General features: G+C 62.6%; 12 protein-coding genes and 1 riboswitch. Of the genes, 6 read left to right on the forward strand and 6 right to left on the reverse strand.

The annotated features are described in order from the left end of the window. Window positions 1–9 precede the first annotated feature (9 nt). Window positions 10–2,877, reverse strand: coding sequence for a ribonucleoside-diphosphate reductase subunit alpha (locus KOR34_RS10280; RefSeq protein WP_261342644.1), 2,868 nt, complete (start codon window positions 2,875–2,877; stop codon window positions 10–12). Window positions 2,878–3,110: 233 nt separating this feature from the next. Next, window positions 3,111–3,336, reverse strand: a riboswitch (cobalamin riboswitch). Between the two features lie 734 nt (window positions 3,337–4,070). Between KOR34_RS10280 and KOR34_RS10285 the strand changes: the two genes are divergently transcribed. Next, the gene (locus KOR34_RS10285) at window positions 4,071–6,083 is read left to right on the forward strand and encodes a ChaN family lipoprotein (RefSeq protein ID WP_228714569.1); all 2,013 of its coding nucleotides are present in this window, start codon (window positions 4,071–4,073) and stop codon (window positions 6,081–6,083) included. Between the two features lie 951 nt (window positions 6,084–7,034). Here the strand turns inward: KOR34_RS10285 and KOR34_RS10290 are convergent. The 3 genes from KOR34_RS10290 to KOR34_RS10300 all read right to left on the reverse strand — a co-directional run bounded on the left by KOR34_RS10290 (window position 7,035) and on the right by KOR34_RS10300 (window position 11,263). Beyond that, window positions 7,035–9,365, reverse strand: a complete 2,331-nt coding sequence (locus KOR34_RS10290; protein ID WP_146564500.1) for an alpha-L-rhamnosidase-related protein — start codon at window positions 9,363–9,365, stop codon at window positions 7,035–7,037. Between the two features lie 68 nt (window positions 9,366–9,433). Further along, complete coding sequence (locus tag KOR34_RS10295) at window positions 9,434–10,771, reverse strand: FecR domain-containing protein (protein WP_146564501.1); 1,338 nt, start codon at window positions 10,769–10,771, stop codon at window positions 9,434–9,436. After that, window positions 10,772–11,263 (reverse strand): sigma-70 family RNA polymerase sigma factor, encoded by a 492-nt coding sequence (locus KOR34_RS10300; RefSeq protein WP_197531308.1) that lies wholly within the window; start codon window positions 11,261–11,263, stop codon window positions 10,772–10,774. It abuts the gene before it with no gap. Window positions 11,264–11,552: 289 nt separating this feature from the next. Here KOR34_RS10300 and KOR34_RS10305 point away from each other — a divergent pair, with 289 nt between their 5' ends. The 4 genes from KOR34_RS10305 to KOR34_RS10320 all read left to right on the forward strand — a co-directional run bounded on the left by KOR34_RS10305 (window position 11,553) and on the right by KOR34_RS10320 (window position 16,441). Continuing rightward, window positions 11,553–12,722: a DUF1559 domain-containing protein gene (locus KOR34_RS10305; protein ID WP_146564503.1), complete on the forward strand. Its 1,170-nt coding sequence runs from the start codon at window positions 11,553–11,555 to the stop codon at window positions 12,720–12,722. A 98-nt stretch (window positions 12,723–12,820) separates the two neighbouring features. Then, window positions 12,821–13,936 carry a hypothetical protein gene (locus tag KOR34_RS10310; protein ID WP_146564504.1) on the forward strand — a complete coding sequence of 372 codons (1,116 nt, stop codon included), beginning with the start codon at window positions 12,821–12,823 and terminating at the stop codon, window positions 13,934–13,936. 52 nt (window positions 13,937–13,988) lie between these two features. After that, on the forward strand, window positions 13,989–14,846 hold the full coding sequence (locus tag KOR34_RS10315) for a hypothetical protein (RefSeq protein WP_146564505.1): 858 nt from the start codon (window positions 13,989–13,991) through the stop codon (window positions 14,844–14,846). An 89-nt stretch (window positions 14,847–14,935) separates the two neighbouring features. Further along, complete coding sequence (locus KOR34_RS10320) at window positions 14,936–16,441, forward strand: sulfatase (RefSeq protein WP_146564506.1); 1,506 nt, start codon at window positions 14,936–14,938, stop codon at window positions 16,439–16,441. A 64-nt stretch (window positions 16,442–16,505) separates the two neighbouring features. Here KOR34_RS10320 and KOR34_RS10325 read toward each other — a convergent pair whose 3' ends face one another. Then, entirely contained in the window at window positions 16,506–16,967 is a 462-nt protein-coding gene (locus tag KOR34_RS10325) for a hypothetical protein (RefSeq protein ID WP_146564507.1), read from the reverse strand. Between the two features lie 507 nt (window positions 16,968–17,474). Between KOR34_RS10325 and KOR34_RS27485 the strand changes: the two genes are divergently transcribed. Further along, on the forward strand, window positions 17,475–17,924 hold the full coding sequence (locus KOR34_RS27485; RefSeq protein ID WP_197531309.1) for an integrase core domain-containing protein: 450 nt from the start codon (window positions 17,475–17,477) through the stop codon (window positions 17,922–17,924). 84 nt (window positions 17,925–18,008) lie between these two features. Here KOR34_RS27485 and KOR34_RS10335 read toward each other — a convergent pair whose 3' ends face one another. Then, entirely contained in the window at window positions 18,009–19,634 is a 1,626-nt protein-coding gene (locus KOR34_RS10335) for a cysteine peptidase family C39 domain-containing protein (protein ID WP_146564508.1), read from the reverse strand. Window positions 19,635–19,655: the final 21 nt, after the last annotated feature.

Here is a 19,655-nt window from a genome sequence, read left to right on the forward strand (position 1 = left end):
GCGGCAGGCCTACTGGCAGGCCTCGCACTCGGGGTCGTCGATGCTGCAGGCCGAGGGCGTCGGCTCGCGCTGGACGACGATCTCGCTCGACGAGCTACGGCTCTTCATCCACTTGGGCTGCACCCCGTGCCGGTTGACGTCGATCGACGACTTCTCGACCTGGGTGGCGGCGAGCGACCGCAGGTAGTAGGTCGTCTTGAGCCCCTTCCGCCAGCACTTGGCGTACATGTCGCTCAGCGCGGGGCCGCTCGGGTTCGCGAGGTACAGATTGAAGCTGATCCCCATATCGATCCACTTCTGGCGGCGGCTGTTCGCCTCGATCAGGAAGTGCGGGTCGACCGCGAACGCCGTCTGGTAGAGCCGTTTGACCTCCTCCGGGACCCGGTCGATCGGGCCGAGTTCTCCGTCGTGGTGCTTGAGCTCGTCGATCATCTGGTCGTCCCACAGCTCCAGCCGCTTCAGGTCGGCGACCAGGTACGCGTTGACGATCGTGAAGTCGCCAGACAGGTTGCTCTTCGCGAAGAGGTTGCGGTAGGTGGGCTCGATCGACTGCGCGCACCCGGCGATGTTCGAGATGGTCGCCGTCGGGGCGATCGCCATCACGTTGCTGTTCCGCATGCCATGTGCGGCGACCGCTTGCCGCACGGGCGCCCAGCCGAGCCGGCAAGTGCGGTCCATCTCGTGCTCCCCCTCGTTGCGCGACGAGTGCACGGCGTCAATGGTGTCGATCGGCAGCAGCCCCCGGTCCCACTTCGAGCCTTGGTACGAGCCATACCGGCCTCGCTCGGCCGCCAGTTCGGCCGACGCCAGGATGGCGTGGTAGCCGATCAGCTCGCCCACTTCGTCGGCGAACTCGACCGCCGGCTGCGACCCGTACGGGATGCGACGGACGAAGAGGGCGTCCTGGAAGCCCATCAGGCCGAGGCCGACGGGGCGGTGCCGGCGGTTGGCGTTCGCCGACTCGGCGGTCGGGTAGTAGTTGATGTCGATCACGTTGTCGAGCATCCGCACCGCGGTGCGGATCGTGTCCGCCAGCAGCCCACGATCGACGCCTTCCCGCCCGGTGTGCTTCACCAGGTTGATCGACCCGAGGTTGCAGACCGCGGTCTCGTCGTTGCTGGTGTTGAGCAGGATCTCGGTGCACAGGTTGGAGCTGTGGACTACCCCGGAGTGGTCTTGCGGGCTGCGTAGGTTGGAAGGGTCCTTGAACGTCAGCCAGGGGTGGCCGGTCTCGAAGACCATCGAGAGCATCTTGCGCCACAGCTTGGACGCTTCGACCCTGCGGAACAGCTTGATCTCGCCGAGTTCCGCCTGCTGCTCGTAGTGCTCGTACCGCGATTTGAAGGCTTCGCCGTACAGGTCGTGCAGGTCGGGAACGTCGTTCGGCGAGAACAGCGTCCACTCTCCATTCTCCTGCACCCGCCGCATGAACAGGTCCGGCACCCACGCGGCCGTGTTCATGTCGTGCGTGCGGCGGCGGTCGTCGCCCGTGTTCTTGCGGAGCTCGAGGAACTCCTCGAAGTCGAGGTGCCAAGGCTCAAGGTAAGCGCAGATGGCGCCCTTGCGCTTGCCGCCTTGGTTGACGGCCAGGGCGCCGTCGTTGGCGACCTTGAGGAAGGGGATCACCCCTTGGCTCTTGCCGTTGGTGCCGTGGATGTGGGCGCCGGTCGCGCGGACGCGGGTCCAGTCGTTCCCGAGCCCGCCGGCCCACTTGCTGAGCATCGCGTTGTCCTGCACACACTTGAAGATGTGCTGCAGGTCGTCGTCGACCGTGGTGAGGTAGCAGGAGCTGAGCTGCGGGTGCAGCGTGCCCGAGTTGAACAACGTCGGCGTGGCGCTCACGAACCGGAACGTCGAGAGGAGCTCGTAGAACTCGATAGCCCGCGATTCACGTTCTTGCTCGTTGAGAGCCAGGCCCATCGCCACACGCATCCAGAAGTACTGAGGCGTTTCGATCCGGCGGCCATCGATGTGCAGCAGGTAGCGGTCGTAGAGCGTCTGGACGCCGAGGTACTGGAAGTCGCGGTCGCGCTCGGGGCGGATGGCGCCTGCGAGACGATCCAGGTCGAACTCGAGTAGCCGCGGGTCGATACGCCCCGCATCGGCGCCGTCACGGAGATACCCGCTGAACCCTCCCCGGTAGACTGTTGGGAACGAAGTGGCGGTCTCGTCTTCCCCTTCGGTGGCGGGGAACAGCGGCAGCGGGGCATCGTGGGTGGGCTCGGGGACCCGCCCCCACGCCTCTTTGTAGACGATGTCGAGCAAGAGTCGCGTGGCCGCCTGGCTGTACGCCGGGTCCCGCTCGATGCGTTGACGGGCCGCCATGACCAGCGCCCGTTCCAGTTCCGACTCGCTGATCCCGTCGTAGATTGTCGCGACCGTGTCGCCGAGCAGCTCGTTGGCGGAGCACTCCGGGAGCCCGCGGCACGCCCTAAACAGCCGGTGCTTCAGGTCGTGGAAGTCGACCGGACGGAGGTCGCCGCCCGCGGCCCGCATCGACACCGTCCGGCGATCGCCGATCTCCGATTCGGCCCGCAACGCCCGTGCGCGAGACCGCTGCTCACGGTAGAGGATGTACCGCCGGGCGACCCGGAACTCGCCCTCCTGCATCAGCTGCGACTCCACCAGGTCCTGGACCCGCTCGACGTCGACCGAACCGTCGCCGCGGGAAGCGACGAACTCCACCTCACTAACGACTCCCGCCGCGACACGCGACGCCGCCTCGTCGAGGGCCGACTCGACCGGGTCGTCGGCCGAGGCCCCTTGCCCGGCGCGCATCGCCGCCGTGACCGCCTGGTGGATTCGTCGAGGGTCAAACGCCTCGGTCCGGCCGTCGCGTTTACGGATCGAGAGTTCGGTTTGGGCAGCAATGGTCACGGCACGACTCCTACTCGCGTGGGATGGGCGAGCGAACCTTGCGGGCAATAGGCGGCCGAGCGCGCAGCAGCGGACCGCGGCTGGCGTACGGAGGAAACACACCCAGGGCGTCATAGACGCACGGGTGGGCTAGATGGCGGCGACTTCCTGCCGCCTCAGCGAGAGACGCGCACAGAGCATACCGACCGGCCTTTCCCTAGAAGGTTCGGACGCATTAGTACCCGGCAACCATTGCCAGGCGTATCCGTTCGGCAGGTCTTCGGACTCGCGGGCGTGGTGGGACTCGTTCAGAGTCCTCACCGTCTACTTGCCGCGGCTTCCCAGCTCCTCAGGCGGAGCCAGTGCCATCGTTGCGACGTTCGTTCCCGCTCACCGCTGCTGGGCAGTCCCGGACTTGCACCGGGTTCCCTCTTGCGAGACCACAACAGGTTGTGGCCAACCGAGCGAAGGCGAACTATAGCTAGATGGGCCGGGCGATGTCAACCGGCAGAGTGCGATTGATCGCGTCGGCGGAGTCATCGCTCTGAAACGAGGCTCCGTGTGTGCCGCCAACCTGATGGCTCTGGATGCCCGGTAGCTTGGTGGGCGCCAAGAGCTACGTCTAGTTGAGATAACGCCGCGCCACTACTAGAGCGCGCTCCGTCTCTTCTGTAGGACCCTCAACGGACGCGTGCGCCAGAAGCTGACCGCGGAGGCGACCGCCACTAGGGCCGCAAACTGCAACGCCGTCAACAAACCCACTGCCAAAGCTAACCGCGGAACCACCAGCACCGGCTGCATGCCGCCGAAGAAGCTCATGTGCTGTAGGAGCCCAGCGCCGCACCATCCCGCCCTGACGGCGAACCCGAGGCTCAGGCACTCTCCTTGAAAAAACCGGTAGCTCAGTCAATCCTGAACAATCTGCCACGTTCCCCGCAGACGGGCGGGCAATCCTATCCACAAGAGAAGGCACGGGCGGCAGGCTGCGACCCCACCGACCTACGAGGCAACGAGCACCCCAGCCAGCCCGCCGAAAGGCCCTGATGTCATACATTCCACTTACACCGTACCGCTCCGCGCTCTTCACTATCGCCTTGGTGGTTGGTCTTGGCGCCGGCACGGCATTCTCGCAGCCGTCTGTGGCGCCGTGGGCTGCGGCGCCCATTGAAGACGCAACAGTGATCCGGGATGGCCGATCCGGAGACCGGATCGCCATGGGGGCGATGCTTGAGCGTGTCCAGGACGCCGACATCGTATTCGTGGGCGAGTCGCACACGGACGAGACCACTCACCGCCTGCAATTGCACATCTTTGAGGAGCTGCTCCGCCGCAGGGGTGGCAAGGTGGTCCTCGCCATGGAAATGTTCACCCGCGACGATCAGCCAAGCCTCGACGACTACCTGGCGGGCCGGATCGACGAGCAGCAGTTCGCCGGAGCGGCCGCGCTCTGGCATAACTACCACGAGGCGTACCGGCCGCTCGTTGAGCGCGCCAAGCAGGCAGGCGCGCCAATAGTAGGATCAAACTTCCCGAAGTCGCTGCTCCGGCAGTTCGCGTCGCAGGGCGCCGCGGCCGCGGAGACGCTCTCCGACGACCAGCGTCGGCTCGTCCCGGCCGAGTTCCACCCCAACCCGCCCGACTACTGGCGCAGGGTCGACAACGCCACCCGCGGCCACGCGGCGATGGGCATGACGGCCAACCCCGAGGACCGTCTCTTCTCCGTTCAGTCGTTGTGGGACAACGCGATGGGAGACGCCTGCGTTCAGGCCCTGCGGTCCCACCCTGACCATCTGGTGCTGCACATCAACGGAGGCTTCCACTCGGCCTACTGGGAGGGCGCCGTGCACCAGGCAGCAGTCCGTGAACCAGACGCAAAGGTCACGACGGTAGCGATCGCCCCCGCCCCATCTCCGACAACCGCCGTTCATCACGGCCTACCGCTGGCCGACTATATCGCCTACGTCGAGGTCAGGGCGTCGAACGCTGAGGAAGGCGTGCGTTCGGTCCGCCTGAGCGCGGAGCTGGAGTACGCCCTCCACCGGCCAGACCGCGAAGACCAATCCGAATCGGCGCCGCTCCTGATCTGGCTTCCCGATGAAGGGCTGTCCGCCAAGGAAGTGCTGCCTTTCTGCCGGAACCGGTACGGCGATCAGGCGATGATCGCCGTTGTTCAGCCCCCCTACAAGTCGGTTGACGCCGACAGAGCCCTTGGCGGCCGCTGGTTCTGGCCCGATTCTTTCAGCGAAGATGTCGCCGCGGCGGCTGGCGGCGTAGAAGAGATCTGGGCCTACCTCAACCGCCACTTCAGTGTCGACGCCGAGCGGGTCTGCGTGGTGGGCGAGGGGGCCGGAGGTACGGTAGCCGCCGTGCTCGCTTCCCGCAGCGACACCATGCAGCTGGATGCCATCGCAGTCCGTCCTCGGCACGCGTCTCGGTTGAAGGACTTGCCTCTTGTGCTCCCCCAGCTCTACGCAGAGGGATCGCTTCCTCGGCGGTCGCTGACCGTCGTTGCCGACCAGCAGAGTAAGAACTGGTGGCAGGGCGAGATCAGCCAGTACCGCGACGCAGAGGTCGACGCGAGCATCGTGGCGCTCCAGCCAGACCACATGCTTCGCGGCGGTGATCTGGACAAGCAAATCGCTACCAGCCTGGGGCTGGACCCGCGCGAATCGCCGACACACCCGCGTGCCCGCGTCCTCGCGGTCACCACCGACTCGCCGCGCGAGTTCCTGTGGGCGCGTATCCAGGCCGACTGGCTCAATGAGCAAGCGGGCGAGCGGGTCACCGTGACACCAGCCCCGGCGGTAGCCCCCGGCGCCGACCTCTTGCCTACGGTGATTACTCCCGCGGCGGCGAGCGTCGAAGGGGTTCTTCCCCCCTGTCCCGGTCCGTTCGGCGGCACAACGGTCCTGCTGCTGCCAGACGACGCCGACGAAGGCGACCGCGCGGCTTGGCTCGCCCTCGAAGAGAACGACCCGCTCACCGCGCAGAGCCGCTTCCACCGCGTGCGGATCGCGACCCTCGGCGGCGCCCACGCACTGGAGGGTGTGCTTGCCAAGCTTCGTGAGCAGAACCGCAAGAACATCCTGATCGTCCCCGCGGTGTTCTACACCAACGGCGACCTCCTCCGCCGAGCGGCCGACGCCGCCAAGCCGTTCGAAGACGACATGACGCTCCAGTGGCTCCCGGGGCTCGGCGGCCGCGCCGGCATCCTCAAGGCGATGTAAGCATCCGCTCAGAGGCTACTTGCAGATGGTCCGGTGAGACTCAGCTTAGTAGGGGCGCCAGTCGCCATCGGCCAAGCCTTGCGCAGGACGGGCATCCAGCCATCTACCAGTCCCGCTTGAACCTGACAGGCGTACCGCAGGATGCACGCATTCACCCCGGCATATCGGCCAGAGTGGCGGGAGCATTGACACTTGCAGGCGTTTCCCAAATAGCCCGGGAGGGACTCGAACCCCCGACCAAGGGATTATGAGGTCAATCCGCGAACCTCCTAGACGCCGGGAAAGATGGCGGTGCGCGGTCTCGCGCAGCGCCCGGCGCAGCACCAAGACTCGGCGGTCCTGAGTTGGACCCTGATCTCAGGACCGTTGTGCAACCTTGGCCCGGGCTTCCCGCTGCGGTGCGAACCGAAATCCTAGTGGTGCTCGAGTCGGCTCACCAGTGTCGCTCAATTCCATCCGACTGACTAAGGCGTGCGAACCCAATGGGGGTCACACGTTAACCTAGTACCCCTAAAGGGAGGGGCGAGCGAGGAAACTGTCCGCGAGTGGGTCATTGGCGAGCTGCTGCTTCATCTCGCGACTTTAATGGTGCGTGCGACAGTGGAAACTTGGACCTTCAGCAGAGGGTCGATTCTCTCGAGGGCCAGCAGTGCGTCGCCGTGCATGTGCCTCCTCGTGACGTCAAGTGCCAGCCACTCCCGTGGGTACGCGTTGCCTAGAGTCAGCATCCGAAGCAAGTGGCCATCGGCCGACAGATCCACCACGAAGTCGTCGATTCAGACGAGATCCTTGTGCGCCGGATAGAATCAGACGCACGAGCAGTCTGCCACATTCAGCCGCGTGGGTTTGGGATGTTTCCACGGACTCTCGAGGTCTAGGCGGCTTACACATCTAGAAATCTCTTACCGCTGGACCGCTGTTCTTCACGCGTGATCAAGTATGTGCAGGCAATCAGTCTCGTGGCCCGCGGACTAGGTTTGCCTCCAACCCCTCGGAGCCGATCTCAATGGTGATCTGATTGTCGTCAACGTCCCGAATGCGAGCGCCGCCAATTGACGTACCGGCGAGCGGTTCGAGGGACTCGCTCGTTTCCCTGTCAACAAGGCCAACCCAGTCGCGGTTCAATCGCAGCATGGCCGTTACTCCGTCTGGAAGCCGGACGCTGACAGAGGTGGTCCGGTCTGAGTCTTTGAAGGAGACCGCGATGCGGCCGCGTGGCGAGGGAACAATGCACTCAACATCGGAGAGAGAAGCGAGCACCGGTGATATCTGTACCGTTGCGTAACCGGGCTCAAGCGGGTCAACGCCGGCTACGTACTGCGACAGCAGCGTCAGCGGGCCGCCGCTCCAGGCGTGGTTGTAGCTGCCACCGCCGTACCCGGCTTCCCCCACGCCCCACCCCTCCCAGAGCGTCGTGATCGGGCTGTCGATCATAGGTCCGTACCGATCCAGCAACCGGGAGACCGCGGAGTCGCCCTCTCCAAGATGAAACAGCGCCTCAATAACGTACTTTTCCATGTAGGGGCTGGCGTGCCGTTCTTCGACAAGCACTTTAGTGAGGACTTCCGTGTTGGCTCGACTCGCCAGGCCTGACACGACAGCCAGGGCATTCCCGCGGTCGTCGGTTGGACCGGCGTGCCCCGGGGATCGATACCCTTGGGGAGTCCAGAACGTCTTATGAAACGCCGCATGCAGACGCGCCTTGCTCTTCGCGCACTCGGCCGCGGCTTTGTGGTCGCCGAGCAGGCTGGCCATCCGCTGCAGTCCGTCGAGTGCGAGGTAGTACCAGGCGTTGTAGAGCAGCGGCATATCCTTGTTGGCGCCCCAGTCGCCCCAGGTCCAATCGCCTTTGCGCTGGATCACGAGCCCATCTTCGCCAAGCTGCCAGAGTTGCAAGTACCGCCTGACCGATGGGTACACGGCTCTGATGGTGTCGATGTCTCCGGAGTGGCGGTAGTACTCCCAGTACCCGTACCTTCCCACCGACGCCAGCATCTGCAGAGGCAACTCCTTGTTCCAGTTGCCGGCCGGGACCGGTGAGAACAGCGTTCCGTCTTCCTCTTGCCAGGCAGCCAACTCCCTGATCGCCTTGCTGCCGAGCCTGTCGCTCCGTCGGTCGAGGGCGTAGAACGCCTGCTGGAGCTCAAGCGTTACGTCACCCCACCACTGGGCTCTTTCCCGGTCGGGGCAGTCGAAGTACGTGTCGCGCATGTTGATATAGAGCGTCCGTTGCGACTTTTTCCACAGTGTGTTGAGCCGCTGGTTGCTGCATGTAAACGCGCCGGCAAGATTGGCGTCGTAGCCGGTCTCACGGTATTTGAGTCCGTAGATCCTGGTTCCCTTGGGGACCTCGTAGATGACGCGGTGACCGTTCATCCACCCCAGCGACTCGTAATGCTGCCGTCCTTCACGCACAAGATACTCTGAGCGGACATTCGGCTCGCTGCCGCCCCGGTAGTTGTCCGTCTGTATCCTTATCTTGTCGCCCTGACTCCCCTCCACGTCCAAGATCGGATTGACCTGGGCGTTGTATGGCAGTTGCGCGATGATCGGCTCGCCGGTGCTTACGCTAGGGAACGAATCGGCGTTCTCGTAGTTCCGCGGCTCAGAGAATCGCCACTGAGGGACGGGACGCTCAACAAGCGCGCCCCAGGGATTAGCTGGCGGGGTCCCTAGAGCCTTGGCGCTTGGCCACTCGGAGTCGTCGTAGTGGCCTTCCGTCCAGCCCTGCATGTCAAGGCGCGCGTCGAATCGAAGGTTCGACTCCGGGAGACGCCAGTTCGGGTGAGGCGGATCGGTTTGCTGGTAGGCGGGGTGTCGGACAGCTTTCCACTTGTCGTCTGAGAACAACTGCCGATGGTCAATCTGGGCCTGGAATACGAGCCCACACTGTCCGCTGTCTTGATGTGACATGCCGTCCTTGCCGAAGTACCCAACAAGCACGGCGACGCAGTTCTCGCCACGACGCAGGTATTCTGCGATATCGACACGGTCAAAGTAGGTAGCCTGCGGCCTTGGGCCACGCTTGAGCTGACCCTCGAAGACAACCAGCCTGCCGTTTATCCAGAGCCAGTACTTCGAGTCGCAGGCAAGCTTCGCCTCGGCGCGCCCGGGCTTCTCGGGGAGGGTAAAGCTCCTGCGAAAGGATTGCCAGGAGTTCGGCTCGGACGGGGTGTCCGCCGTGATCCATTCTGCTTCCCATCCAGTCGAAGCGTGAGCCAGACCGCCCGAGGCCGCCAGGGACAGAGAGAGAATCTGTAGTGCCCGCTGCAGTCGAGTCACGGCAAGGAGAATCCGGGGGTAGGCGATTGGAGACGTCTACGCTGGGTCCGCACCGCCGAGGAGTAGCGCTACTCCGCCACGAGCACCCGCAGTTGATCGATTGATTCTGTCTTGAGAACCACGGAAAGGGATCGACGGTCCGGGCTTATCCAGATGTAATCGCCATTGCGGTTCGGCGTCGACTCGAGTCCCCTCTCAGGGTGCGCACACTGGAGTGACCACCCGGCGCCGAGAGATTCGTTTGTGGCGTTCAACCCATCGGAGCTGCAGACCACGCCAAGTATCCTACCGGGGAACGTGATCTTGCCCTCTACGATATGCCTACGCCTTGTGGGCGCGGAGTGGACTAGGTAGGTGCTCGCAACCTCACCTGGCTCTAAACGTGCGGCAACGCCATCAAACCGGTTGTGACGACCAGACTCTGTGCAGTTGAGTCTCACGACACCGCTGAGCTCTCGGCGGTAGCTTTCCAAGAATACCTTGATGCGGTCATCGTGATCGTACGCGTTGTAGGCCAAGGAAGCCGGGTGTTCGGCCTCATATTCAGCGCTCTCGCTGCAGACAGGGTCGACTCGGTCCACAACCGATAGCGGCGTTCCCGGACCCGCTGCGGACGCCAATTGCCCCGCTGAGAGACGCAGCGGCTCAGGCGACCCACCCGGGTAGACCTCGACCCGCCCCTCCGTTACGTGAAGGTGCGAGGCCCCCGACTCGGTTGCCGACACACGGAAACCGGTGCCGATGTCGACGACCGTGTAGTCCGGAGTTTTGAGTCGAAACCCCGAGGCACTCTCGGGCGTCCGGACGGACACCACGCCATACTCGATCTCCGCGCCGTTACTGGACCGTGCGCGAAACCTGGCGGGCCCCTGCACCGAAACCATAGCGCCACTCTCGAAGGTTAGACGTGCGTTCCCCTGCTCAAGCGTCAACCACCCGCGTCCCAATTGTGAGCCTACTGCGTAGGTCTCGCCGCCCTCCCAACGCGCGTCGTCAACCGCTACAAAGTGTGCGAACGGCAGGGTCAGGCGCCACCCGACGACCCCTAGGAGAAGCGTCGCGGCGACAGCTAGGGGCTTCCACTGTGAGCGAAACCCGCGGAGGGCCGAACTCCAGCCAGGCGACGGACCTCGCCGAGCAATGTCGTTCTTCACCCGGCTGGCCCTTTCTTCTCGCGGAGCCGCTCCTTGGGGCGTGACGGACTCTGGCATCTCGAGAGTCCGCACGCCCGTGGCGATCTCAACCAACGCGTCCGTTGCGACGAAGGCGGCGTAGTCTTCCACGAGTGAGGCGTCGCGGGACAGGAGTTCCGCAAGCTCGCGGCGTCCGTCGTCATCTAAAACGCCGTCGCACGCCTGCGAGGCACGGACCCGGACCGCAGACCGCATTTCGATTCGATTATCCATTCAACTTCGCGCGTGGCTGAGTTTCTTTTGGGTGCATTCGAGCAACTCACTCCGGATGCGGTAGAGCAACGTCGACACGGCCGCAGGCGTTTTGCGGAGGGATTCGGCGAGGGCAGCTACACTGCCGCCGGGCCGGTACCGCTGGGTGATCAACTGCCTGTGCCTATCGGGAAGGTACGAGAGGCAGTCTTCCAACGCTACGGACCTATCGTCTAACGAGTCGCCAATGGTGGACGAGTGGGACGCCACAAGTGCAAGCAGCTCGTCATTAAACAGGTGCTTCTCTCGGCTCCGCTTGCGGCGGTCGGCAAGGACTTCGTAGAACGCGACGCGATACGCCCATGCGGAAAAGTTGGTTCCCTCTTCGAACTCGCCGGCCTTCTCAAGCATGACGAGGTTCGTTTGCTGCAGTATCTCAGACGCCCTTTCGCGATCGAGCACCAGCGATAGCACGTACGCGTACAGCCTCGTCTGCACGGCGATCATCTGCATAACGAACGCGTCGTGGTTTCCGCTTCCCGCCATTTTCCCCTGCGTTCTTCGGTTTCTCGGGCGTCGGCGCCCCAGCCACGCTGGTGGTCGACAAGGAGGTTCATTCCTAGACTCCACTAGCGAGCCCAAATCTAACACGGATTCTCGAAACCAAAGAAAAACGGCTTTGTCTTGATATTCGTGTTAGATCGCCTAGCCCACGCGGAGTAGTACTCCAGCGGAGTAGGCGGACGGGCTCCTGACGCCTCTTCTTGCGGTTTTCTCCTCGAACTACTCAGGGCTGGCGGACATGGACTCTCTGCAGGCGTGTTTCAGATCGCGGGTTCTTGCCGAACTCGGTACGGAGGCGTTCGCCAAGCACGGACGCCCCACCCTTTGGTCCTCGCCACAGCGGGGCGGGAAAGCTGGCAGCCAGCGATTCGACGCATTTACGCTGGTCGAGCTGCTAGTGGTGATCGCTATCATCGGCGTCCTGATCGCTCTGCTCCTCCCCGCCGTCCAGGCTGCGAGAGAATCAGCACGACGCAGCAGCTGCATGAACAACATGCGTCAGCTCGGGTTGGCGCACATGAACTACGAGTCAACCAACAACCGCCTGGCGCCTGGCAACCAATGGCGAGCCAGCGAGAACAACTCGGCGCCGGGACCCCGATTCACTCCCAACGTTGTCTTCCTCATGAGCTACCTGGAAGAGGGGCCGCGGTTCTCACAGTACGACCGTGCGCTCGACTGGGACGACCAGCCGGTGCCGGTGCTCGAAGCGCTGGGATCGCCGATGCCTACCTACCAGTGCCCCAGCGACCAGGGACAGCGGATGACGGCGACAACCGCCGGCGGCGGCGCTACGTCGGACCAGTTCGACGACGCCAAGGGCAACTACGGCGTCAACTGGGGGTCGCTGTTCGGTTTCGATCAGTACGACGAGCGGCTTGAGATTGGCGCCGCGGCTGACGCTCCCATGAGCATCGTTTACAGCTCAGCTACCGAGCGGGAGTCTGGGCCCGGTAGCCGACGCGCGCCCTTTTCTTACAACTTCGGCGCAAAGCTCTCTCAGATCACAGACGGAACGTCTCACACCTTCCTCATGCTGGAGATGCTCCAAGCCCCGACGGCCCCTGGGGCGGTGGACCGTCGGGGCCGCATCTGGAACCACCTGCCGGGCTCGTACCACGTTACCGCGTACCTTCCACCAAACGGTCTTACCACGCCCTACCCAGGGCAGGACAAGAACGTGAAGGGGGATCGGGGGACGTGCGCCGATCAGCCGGACCTTGGATTGCCGTGCAGCCCTACGACGCAAGAACGTCTGATGCACATGGCAGCTCGAAGCAGGCATGCCGGCGGAGTCGTTGTCAGCATGTGCGACGCGTCGGTGCACTTCGTAGTGGACTCGATCGACCATCCCACCTATCAGCGGCTTGCGGTTCGAGACGACGGCGAGCCATCCCGACTACCCTAGGCGCCGCCGCCAACAGCGTGTGCGCGCAGCAGGGCGCCCGCAGGTGGGCGCACCCAGGCTCTTCTGAGACCGCGTAACAGGACTTAGCAAGGTACACCATGACCCTCTCCATCTATCGCCCACTCACTGTGCTGTGCACATGCATGCTGCTTGCGCCGGTATCGTCCGCTCAGCCGTTGGTGCTGTTGTCGGACACTTTCGAAAGGACGACCGGGAACGCGAACCCATCCAACGGGGACACGTTCAGCGACTGGGGCGAGAATGACAACGCCCTCGGCGGAACAATCACTCAGAAGTACATCACGACGCCTAGCAGGCCGCCGACCGACGGCGGAGTCGACCAGACAGTGCAGGACACCGACGACCCGGCAAATGGTGAGAACGAGGGGGTGATTCGGTTTGGAGTGACGGCGGTCGACTACAACCTAGCGACGGACCCGAACGTCCTGGCCGGCGGCGGATTCACGGTCGAGTTCAAGGGGCGCCGGTCATCCGGAGGATTCTTGTCTTTCTCGCTCGGGACCGACCCCGCCCTGATCGCGTCCACCAGCGGCGGCGCCGCGTTCCTTCCGGTCACGAGCAATGACGCGGGCGAGCACGCCTACATCTACCAGGGGGGAGACTTCGCCGACCTTCGAATGCAGGTCTTCGAGTTCGGCGGCGACAAGCTCGACCCGCCCGGGAACATCGACTTCGTTACCGGCGACGGCGCCGCTGAGTTCACATCGCTCGTCACTGTGCTGGCTCCGGATGGGTTTGATACAGGCGACGAACTCACGGTGAGCGTGTCGATTGACGGGACCGACGTTGCCGCGGCCACCCACACGGTGAACGTCTTGACCAACTTCGCCGGATATGTGGCTTGGTCGTCGAATTCAGGCGGCGCGTTCATCGATGATGTAATCATTACCGCGCTGGGCACGGCGACCGGCCTGCCGGGAGACTTCAACGACGACAACCTCGTCGACGCCGCGGACTACACGGTCTGGCGCGACAACCTCGGGGGCGACTCGTCGGTGCTCAATGGCAATGGGACAGGCGGTGGGACAGTGGTTCAAGCCGACTACGAACTCTGGCGCGACAACTATGCCGCCGGCGCCTCGCAGCTTGGTGGCCTCGATGCATCCCAGGTTCCGGAGCCCACCTCGTTGCTGCTCTTCGTCGGGGTTGCCGCCCTCTGTGGCGGTCCCCGGGCGCTAGGCCGCGGCCCCTGAATCCTACTCGGCTCTTCTGCACCATGTTCTTCTCTTTGGGAGTCACAGTCTAATGAAGCACCTCATCGCGTTTGCACTCGTTACGGCGGCGTTCTGGTCTACCGCACCCGACGTCCAGGCAGGAGTTCTCTTCTCCGATTCATTCAACCGGGTGGAAGGGAGCGGCGATCCAAACGGCAAGCCCGCGGACCCCAACAACTTCGCCGACTGGGGCTCCAACGACAACGCGCTGGGCGGTTCGAACTCCGCCGCGTGGTTGGTTGGGCCAAGCAGAGGGGGCGGCGCAAACGCCGTGACAGACGGTGACCTGGCATCGCTCATCGAGGGCGTTGGGCGGACCACCTACGACGCTCTTGCACAGGCCCCCAACGGCTTCAGCGTCGCTTTTGACTTTGGCAGGTTCGCGCCTGTCAGCGCGGGCGGATCGGGGGGAGGCTTCATCAGCGTCGCGCTCGGTTTTGACCCCACGGTGAACGCCTTCGGCTCCGCCGCCAACACGTCAGATTCCGAATTCGCGTTGCTGTTCCAGCAAGGCGTCGGCGGGAACACCGGTAACACACAGTTCTTCGAGGACGGGGTGTTCCTCGGAGCAACGGGGAGCGAAGGTCCGGTCGACTACGGCGACCCACTCGCGGAACATTCCGTGCTGTTGACTTTCGTTCCGCAAATGCCGGGCGCCTACGGTTCAGCAGACACGATCGATGGGGCTGTAAGTATCGACGGTGGGTCCCCCTACTCCTTCTCCGTGCAAGGGGGCCCGAGCTTCGGGACGGTGAGTTTCAGCAGCAACCAGTTTGTCCACCGGTACATCGACAATCTGGTCATAACAGCCATCCCAGAACCAGCAGCGGCCTTGCTGTCATTGATGGTCGCGGGAACGTTGGTGGGACAGCGGCGCAGGTCGAGGTAGCCCACACCAGGCCCCCAATAGCGGACCACGCCGGGGTCCGGCGTGGTCCTCCCCGGCTTCACTCTCAACCACATACGTGCTCAACGGCGATGATTCTACGAACCCTGGTTACAGTCTCAGCCGTCTTGGCGGGCGCGGCGGCGATTGCAGCGTCTCCGCCGAACATCGTGTTAATTGTGGCGGACGACCTCGGCTGGAAGGACCTCGCGTGCTATGGAAGTGACTCCTACGAGACGCCACACATTGACCAGCTAGCCTCATCGGGCGTTCGCTACTCCGATGCCTACGCGACGTGCCCCGTGTGCTCGCCGTCCCGCGCTAGTTTGATGACGGGCAAGAACCCCGCCCGTCTTGGCCTAACGGCTCACATCGGCGACCCTCAGCCAGAGAACTGGAAGAGAGACACGCCGCTCAAGCCGGCGCCCTACATCGGCAACTTACCGCTGGAGGAAATAACGCTTGCCGAACGATTGCACGACGCCGGCTACGCGACGCTGCACGCCGGCAAGTGGCACCTGGGCGGGGAGCGTCACTGGCCAGAGTACCAAGGGTTTGACGTGAATATTGGCGGGTGGTCCCAGGGTGGGCCTTTTGGCGGGAAGCAGTACTACTCTCCTTACGCGAACCCGAGGCTTTCCGACGGCCCCGAGGGAGAGTATCTCACCGACAGACTCGCCAGTGAGGCCGCGCAGTTTATCCATGCTCGTCGCTTCAAGCCGTTCTTCGTATACCTCCCCTTCTACTCCGTCCACGTTCCACTCGTAGCCCGCAAAGACCTCCTGGAGAAGTATGAGCAGAAGTTTTCCCGATCCGATGCAATCGAGATGGTGCAGACCCTCGACGGCACAGAGAGGGCGAGGCAAGACCACGCCGTCTACGCCGCAATGGTGGAGGCCATGGACCAGGCGGTGGGGGTTGTGCTTAACGCGATCCAAGAGGCTGGGGTCGCGGACAACACGATTGTTGTGTTCACGTCCGACAACGGCGGGCTTGCGACCGGGGACATCGGCATCTCTGCAGAGCAAGGATGGCCGACCACGAACAAGCCCCTCCGCGCGGGCAAGGGCTGGCTCTACGAGGGTGGCATTCGCGTTCCTCTCATCGTCCGCCCGCCCGGTGAGTCCGTGTCTGGCGCTGTCTCATCACGGGTGGTGACCGGCTGCGATCTCTACAGATCGCTTCTAACGCTTGCGGAGCTAGACGTGCCAGAGTCGGAGGGCCTCGACAGTGTGAGCTTTGCCGGGTCCCTAGCGGCGGAGGAGAGTCAGCGCCCGCCTGCATACTGGCACTACCCCCACTACGGTAATCAGGGGGGACGTCCAGGCGGCGCGATGCGGATGGGAGATTGGAAACTCATCGAGTGGTTTGGGGAGAACGAGAACGACTCGGACGTTGAGCTGTACAATCTGCGCGACGACATCGGTGAAGCAAACAACCTTGCCGACGAGTGCCCGGATCGGTTGCAGTCAATGCACACTGCGCTGCGCGAGTGGCGCAAGGAGCTTGGCGCGCGTATGCCGAGCCCCAATAACGTTTCTGTCTCTCCGACGCAGGTTTCGTTGCCAGACGAAAAGTCAAATAGTGCTCGCCGATAGGTGCACTTCGCAGCGAAACACCTACAACGCGCCAGAGCGTAGCCAGCGTGTCGAAGCATACGTGCTACAGCTTCAGGTATATGGCCCGCAGTTCCAGGCTGCGGACCAGCAGGTACGTAGCGCCGATGAACACGGCGCGCCCGCCCCACATGTACCACTCAGGGGCGTCGCGCGGCATGAACGACTTGACCGAGTGGTCGACCATCATGTGCAGGACGTAGGCCGCCAGGGCGTTGGCGCCGAAGGTACAGAGCACGCCAATCCGCCAGCCGTACAGGTCGCAGCCGACGTAGAACAGCAGGAATACCGCCAGCGAGAACCCGGCCGCGAACACCTGGTACGAGAGCGTGCCTGACCGCTGGCTCATCATCCAGTAGTTCCACGCCCGCAGCTGGTGGCTCTTGCCGATGTCGCCGTCCGGGTGGGCGGCGGCACGAAGGGCGGCTCGGCCAGCAGTTGCAGGACTTGTCCGCTCGCCACCTTCACGCGGGCGGTCGCCTTGAGCTTGCGACTGAGACTGGCCCAACTCGGGACGGTGTGAGGAGAGCTTGCAAAAGGAACCTCCCAAGCCCCTGCAAATTGCGGACTTAAGTGACGGCCTGCGAAGCGGTGCGTGCTGAGACGCAAATAGCCCGGGAGGGACTCGAACCCCCGACCAAGGGATTATGAGGTCAGGACCATCGCGAGTTGCAATCGCGTCCGAGTATTCCTAAGCACCAGTCGTAGAAGAGTTTACAACGCTACTGCGACTACTCCCTCTCGCGAGTGTATTCCTCTTTTTGGCCAGAATTGCGTACTGTGCCGCACGATTCTGTACCGGATTCTTTACCGCCAATAGACCAGAAGACTCTCGCGGTCGCTACTGAACAGGTGCCCCGCTTCCAACAATTAGGAGCATATGCGACGCCGAGAGAACCCAATGACGCGAAGGCGTACGGGGGGCGCCGCATTCGAACGTAGCCAAGTGACCGCGGTCAGGCCCGCGAAGTACGCCGGAGAGCTCAACTGGCCGGCTATCAAGTCACTGCTTTCTATGATCTTCGGACGAGCACTTTACTGGACCCGTCGAGCCGCGTTGGTTCCACAGGCTTGCCTGGCGGTGGAAGTCGCGGCGATCAGGATAGAAGGTCGCACCACGGCTCCACACAGTCCCAGGCAGAATCTGTACGTCGACCGAATTGTGGGCTCGGTACGGCGGGAATCCTTGGAGCACGTGATCATACTTGGCGAAGGCCACTTGCGGCGGGTGCTGGCGGACTACTTCGGGTACCACAACCCCCACCGCGCCCATCACGGACTCAGCGGCGACGACGCGGCCGCGGTGCTTGAGGCTGTTCGCAAGCAGCGTGGCGCCGCGCCAAGGTCGATCCGCGCGGGCAACGGGCCAGAGTTCGTCTTGAATTCGCTTGTCTGGTGGTCGTACTTCAGTAACGTGACGCTCGACTTCAGCCGGCCTGGGAAGCCTACTTGCAACAGTCGTTGAACAGCTGCTGTCCGAAAGTCGTGGACTATCGCGCCAGTGGCGTTGCTGCAGGTGGGTGAGGAGTTACCGCAAACCTTCAGCAAATCACTTCTCAAAAACAATTGGCACAATTATGCAAGCGTCATTTGTGTCGTCGCATGCAAGTACTAGATGCCTCTGCTGTACCGAAGCAGACGGGTCAATCACAACAACAAGGTTGTGCATAGATTTATTTGAGGCATGCGATTCATCTGCAACCAATGCTACTCCTGGCTGCTTTTGAGCTTGCCTAATACTAAACTGGGCTCCATCTTCTCGAGACACCTGAAGTTTGCGCAAGATCTGCCCCGTTCTCGAGCCGATGCGTTTAGTGACCTGTAGTCGTCGGGGCATTACTCTAAATGGTGACTCTTTGCGTCCAATTACTCTTATCGAGTGCGGTGGCGATGCAGGGGTAGAGAAGTGCACTGTGATAGATCCATAAATGTCGCCACTTGGACACATCTGGTCTAGGCTTGCTTCTATTTCGGCGGCGTCGGGAGACGTCTCCGCTACTCGCGCGGTAATGTAGGGATGATCACAATCCACCTTGGCGATCTTGGCTCCACGGAACTTGCTGGAGAATCGCAGCACCGCCGAGGCGTGACTCTTATTGATTAGAGAAACTACACTGGGAACTGACGTGATAGGTCTGACGATTCTGCCGAATACTCTAAACTGCGACGCTTTAGCCTCGCCTAGGTCATTCTCGAGTAGTACGAATATCGTCGACTCGAATCGTCCTGGCGTTGTGGCGTCCCTCAAGCTTATGGAGAAGCAAATCTCGTTTGCTTGCGATAGTTCAGATCCAGTATCCAACTCTGCAACAGTGCAGGCACAGCTGGTCTTGATTTTCTTAACGACCCACGTTCTGTTATTGTCGCAAGCAATCTTTCCTACTCTATTAGCGGCCGTTCCCGCAATCACCTCACCAAAATCGATGTCACTAGACTCAACCGGCTGGCTCAGGTCGATCCTCTCGCCACTGCCTTGCGATTCGATCTCCTTACCAATTTCCATGGTGCAGCCGCTTACGCCAATCGCGCAAGACAGCGATGCTAGAACCGCCGCAGGCTGACGATTGGGGCGTGCCAGCTCAAGACCGCGACAAATGCCGAGCGGGAGAACGCGCCAAAGGAGCAGTATCCCGGCGGCTGACCATAAGGTTAGTGACAGAGTATCGGCGCGTTGTGTAAAGTCTGCAATGCTGACTTTGCTGTCTGAAATCAGAAGCGCGGCGCCGGTGAAAGACCTTGGCAACGTCGATATCACCTCCATGGAATCTGTCCTTGGATCCCAGCAGTGAAGGTCTCCTTTGTGACGGCTCGGGAAGACTGCAACGAAATGCCCACCAAGGTCATTCTGAAGATGAAGTATCGCCGGGGTTCCAATGAGTTTAACGCGATCCGCTGGCAGCGCGATTGCAAGACTGTGAAGTCCAGCGGTATCTGCGCACTTGCTCAGAGCTGCAATGCTCGCGCCCTGAGGACCTGAGGGGCAAATGGAAACGATTTTCTTGAGAGGCAGGTCGCGGCCCAGTCTGCCAGCGATTAATGCAAGGCATTGTTGCCCGCAAGATTGGTCTGGATGGCTCTCTGCAAATCTCTCCTCGTTTGCTCTCAAGGCAACAGGAGCGCAGAGAGGGATCGTGATTGCTCCCACGAGTTGCACCAAGGATACCAACAAGTTCACGCAGGCCCTCTCCTGAAACGA

It is taken from the genome of Posidoniimonas corsicana (assembly GCF_007859765.1).
GTDB lineage: Bacteria > Planctomycetota > Planctomycetia > Pirellulales > Lacipirellulaceae > Posidoniimonas > Posidoniimonas corsicana.

What these genes read in the sequence shown, in the direction of transcription:
- KOR34_RS10305 (WP_146564503.1), top strand. Translation starts at nt 11,553, where the DNA reads ATGGACTCTCTGCAGGCGTGTTTCAGATCGCGGGTTCTTGCCGAACTC.
- KOR34_RS10300 (WP_197531308.1), bottom strand. Translation starts at nt 11,263, where the DNA reads ATGCAGATGATCGCCGTGCAGACGAGGCTGTACGCGTACGTGCTATCG.
- KOR34_RS10315 (WP_146564505.1), top strand. Translation starts at nt 13,989, where the DNA reads ATGAAGCACCTCATCGCGTTTGCACTCGTTACGGCGGCGTTCTGGTCT.
- KOR34_RS27485 (WP_197531309.1), top strand. Translation starts at nt 17,475, where the DNA reads ATGATCTTCGGACGAGCACTTTACTGGACCCGTCGAGCCGCGTTGGTT.
- KOR34_RS10295 (WP_146564501.1), bottom strand. Translation starts at nt 10,771, where the DNA reads ATGGATAATCGAATCGAAATGCGGTCTGCGGTCCGGGTCCGTGCCTCG.
- KOR34_RS10285 (WP_228714569.1), top strand. Translation starts at nt 4,071, where the DNA reads ATGGGGGCGATGCTTGAGCGTGTCCAGGACGCCGACATCGTATTCGTG.
- KOR34_RS10310 (WP_146564504.1), top strand. Translation starts at nt 12,821, where the DNA reads ATGACCCTCTCCATCTATCGCCCACTCACTGTGCTGTGCACATGCATG.
- KOR34_RS10320 (WP_146564506.1), top strand. Translation starts at nt 14,936, where the DNA reads ATGATTCTACGAACCCTGGTTACAGTCTCAGCCGTCTTGGCGGGCGCG.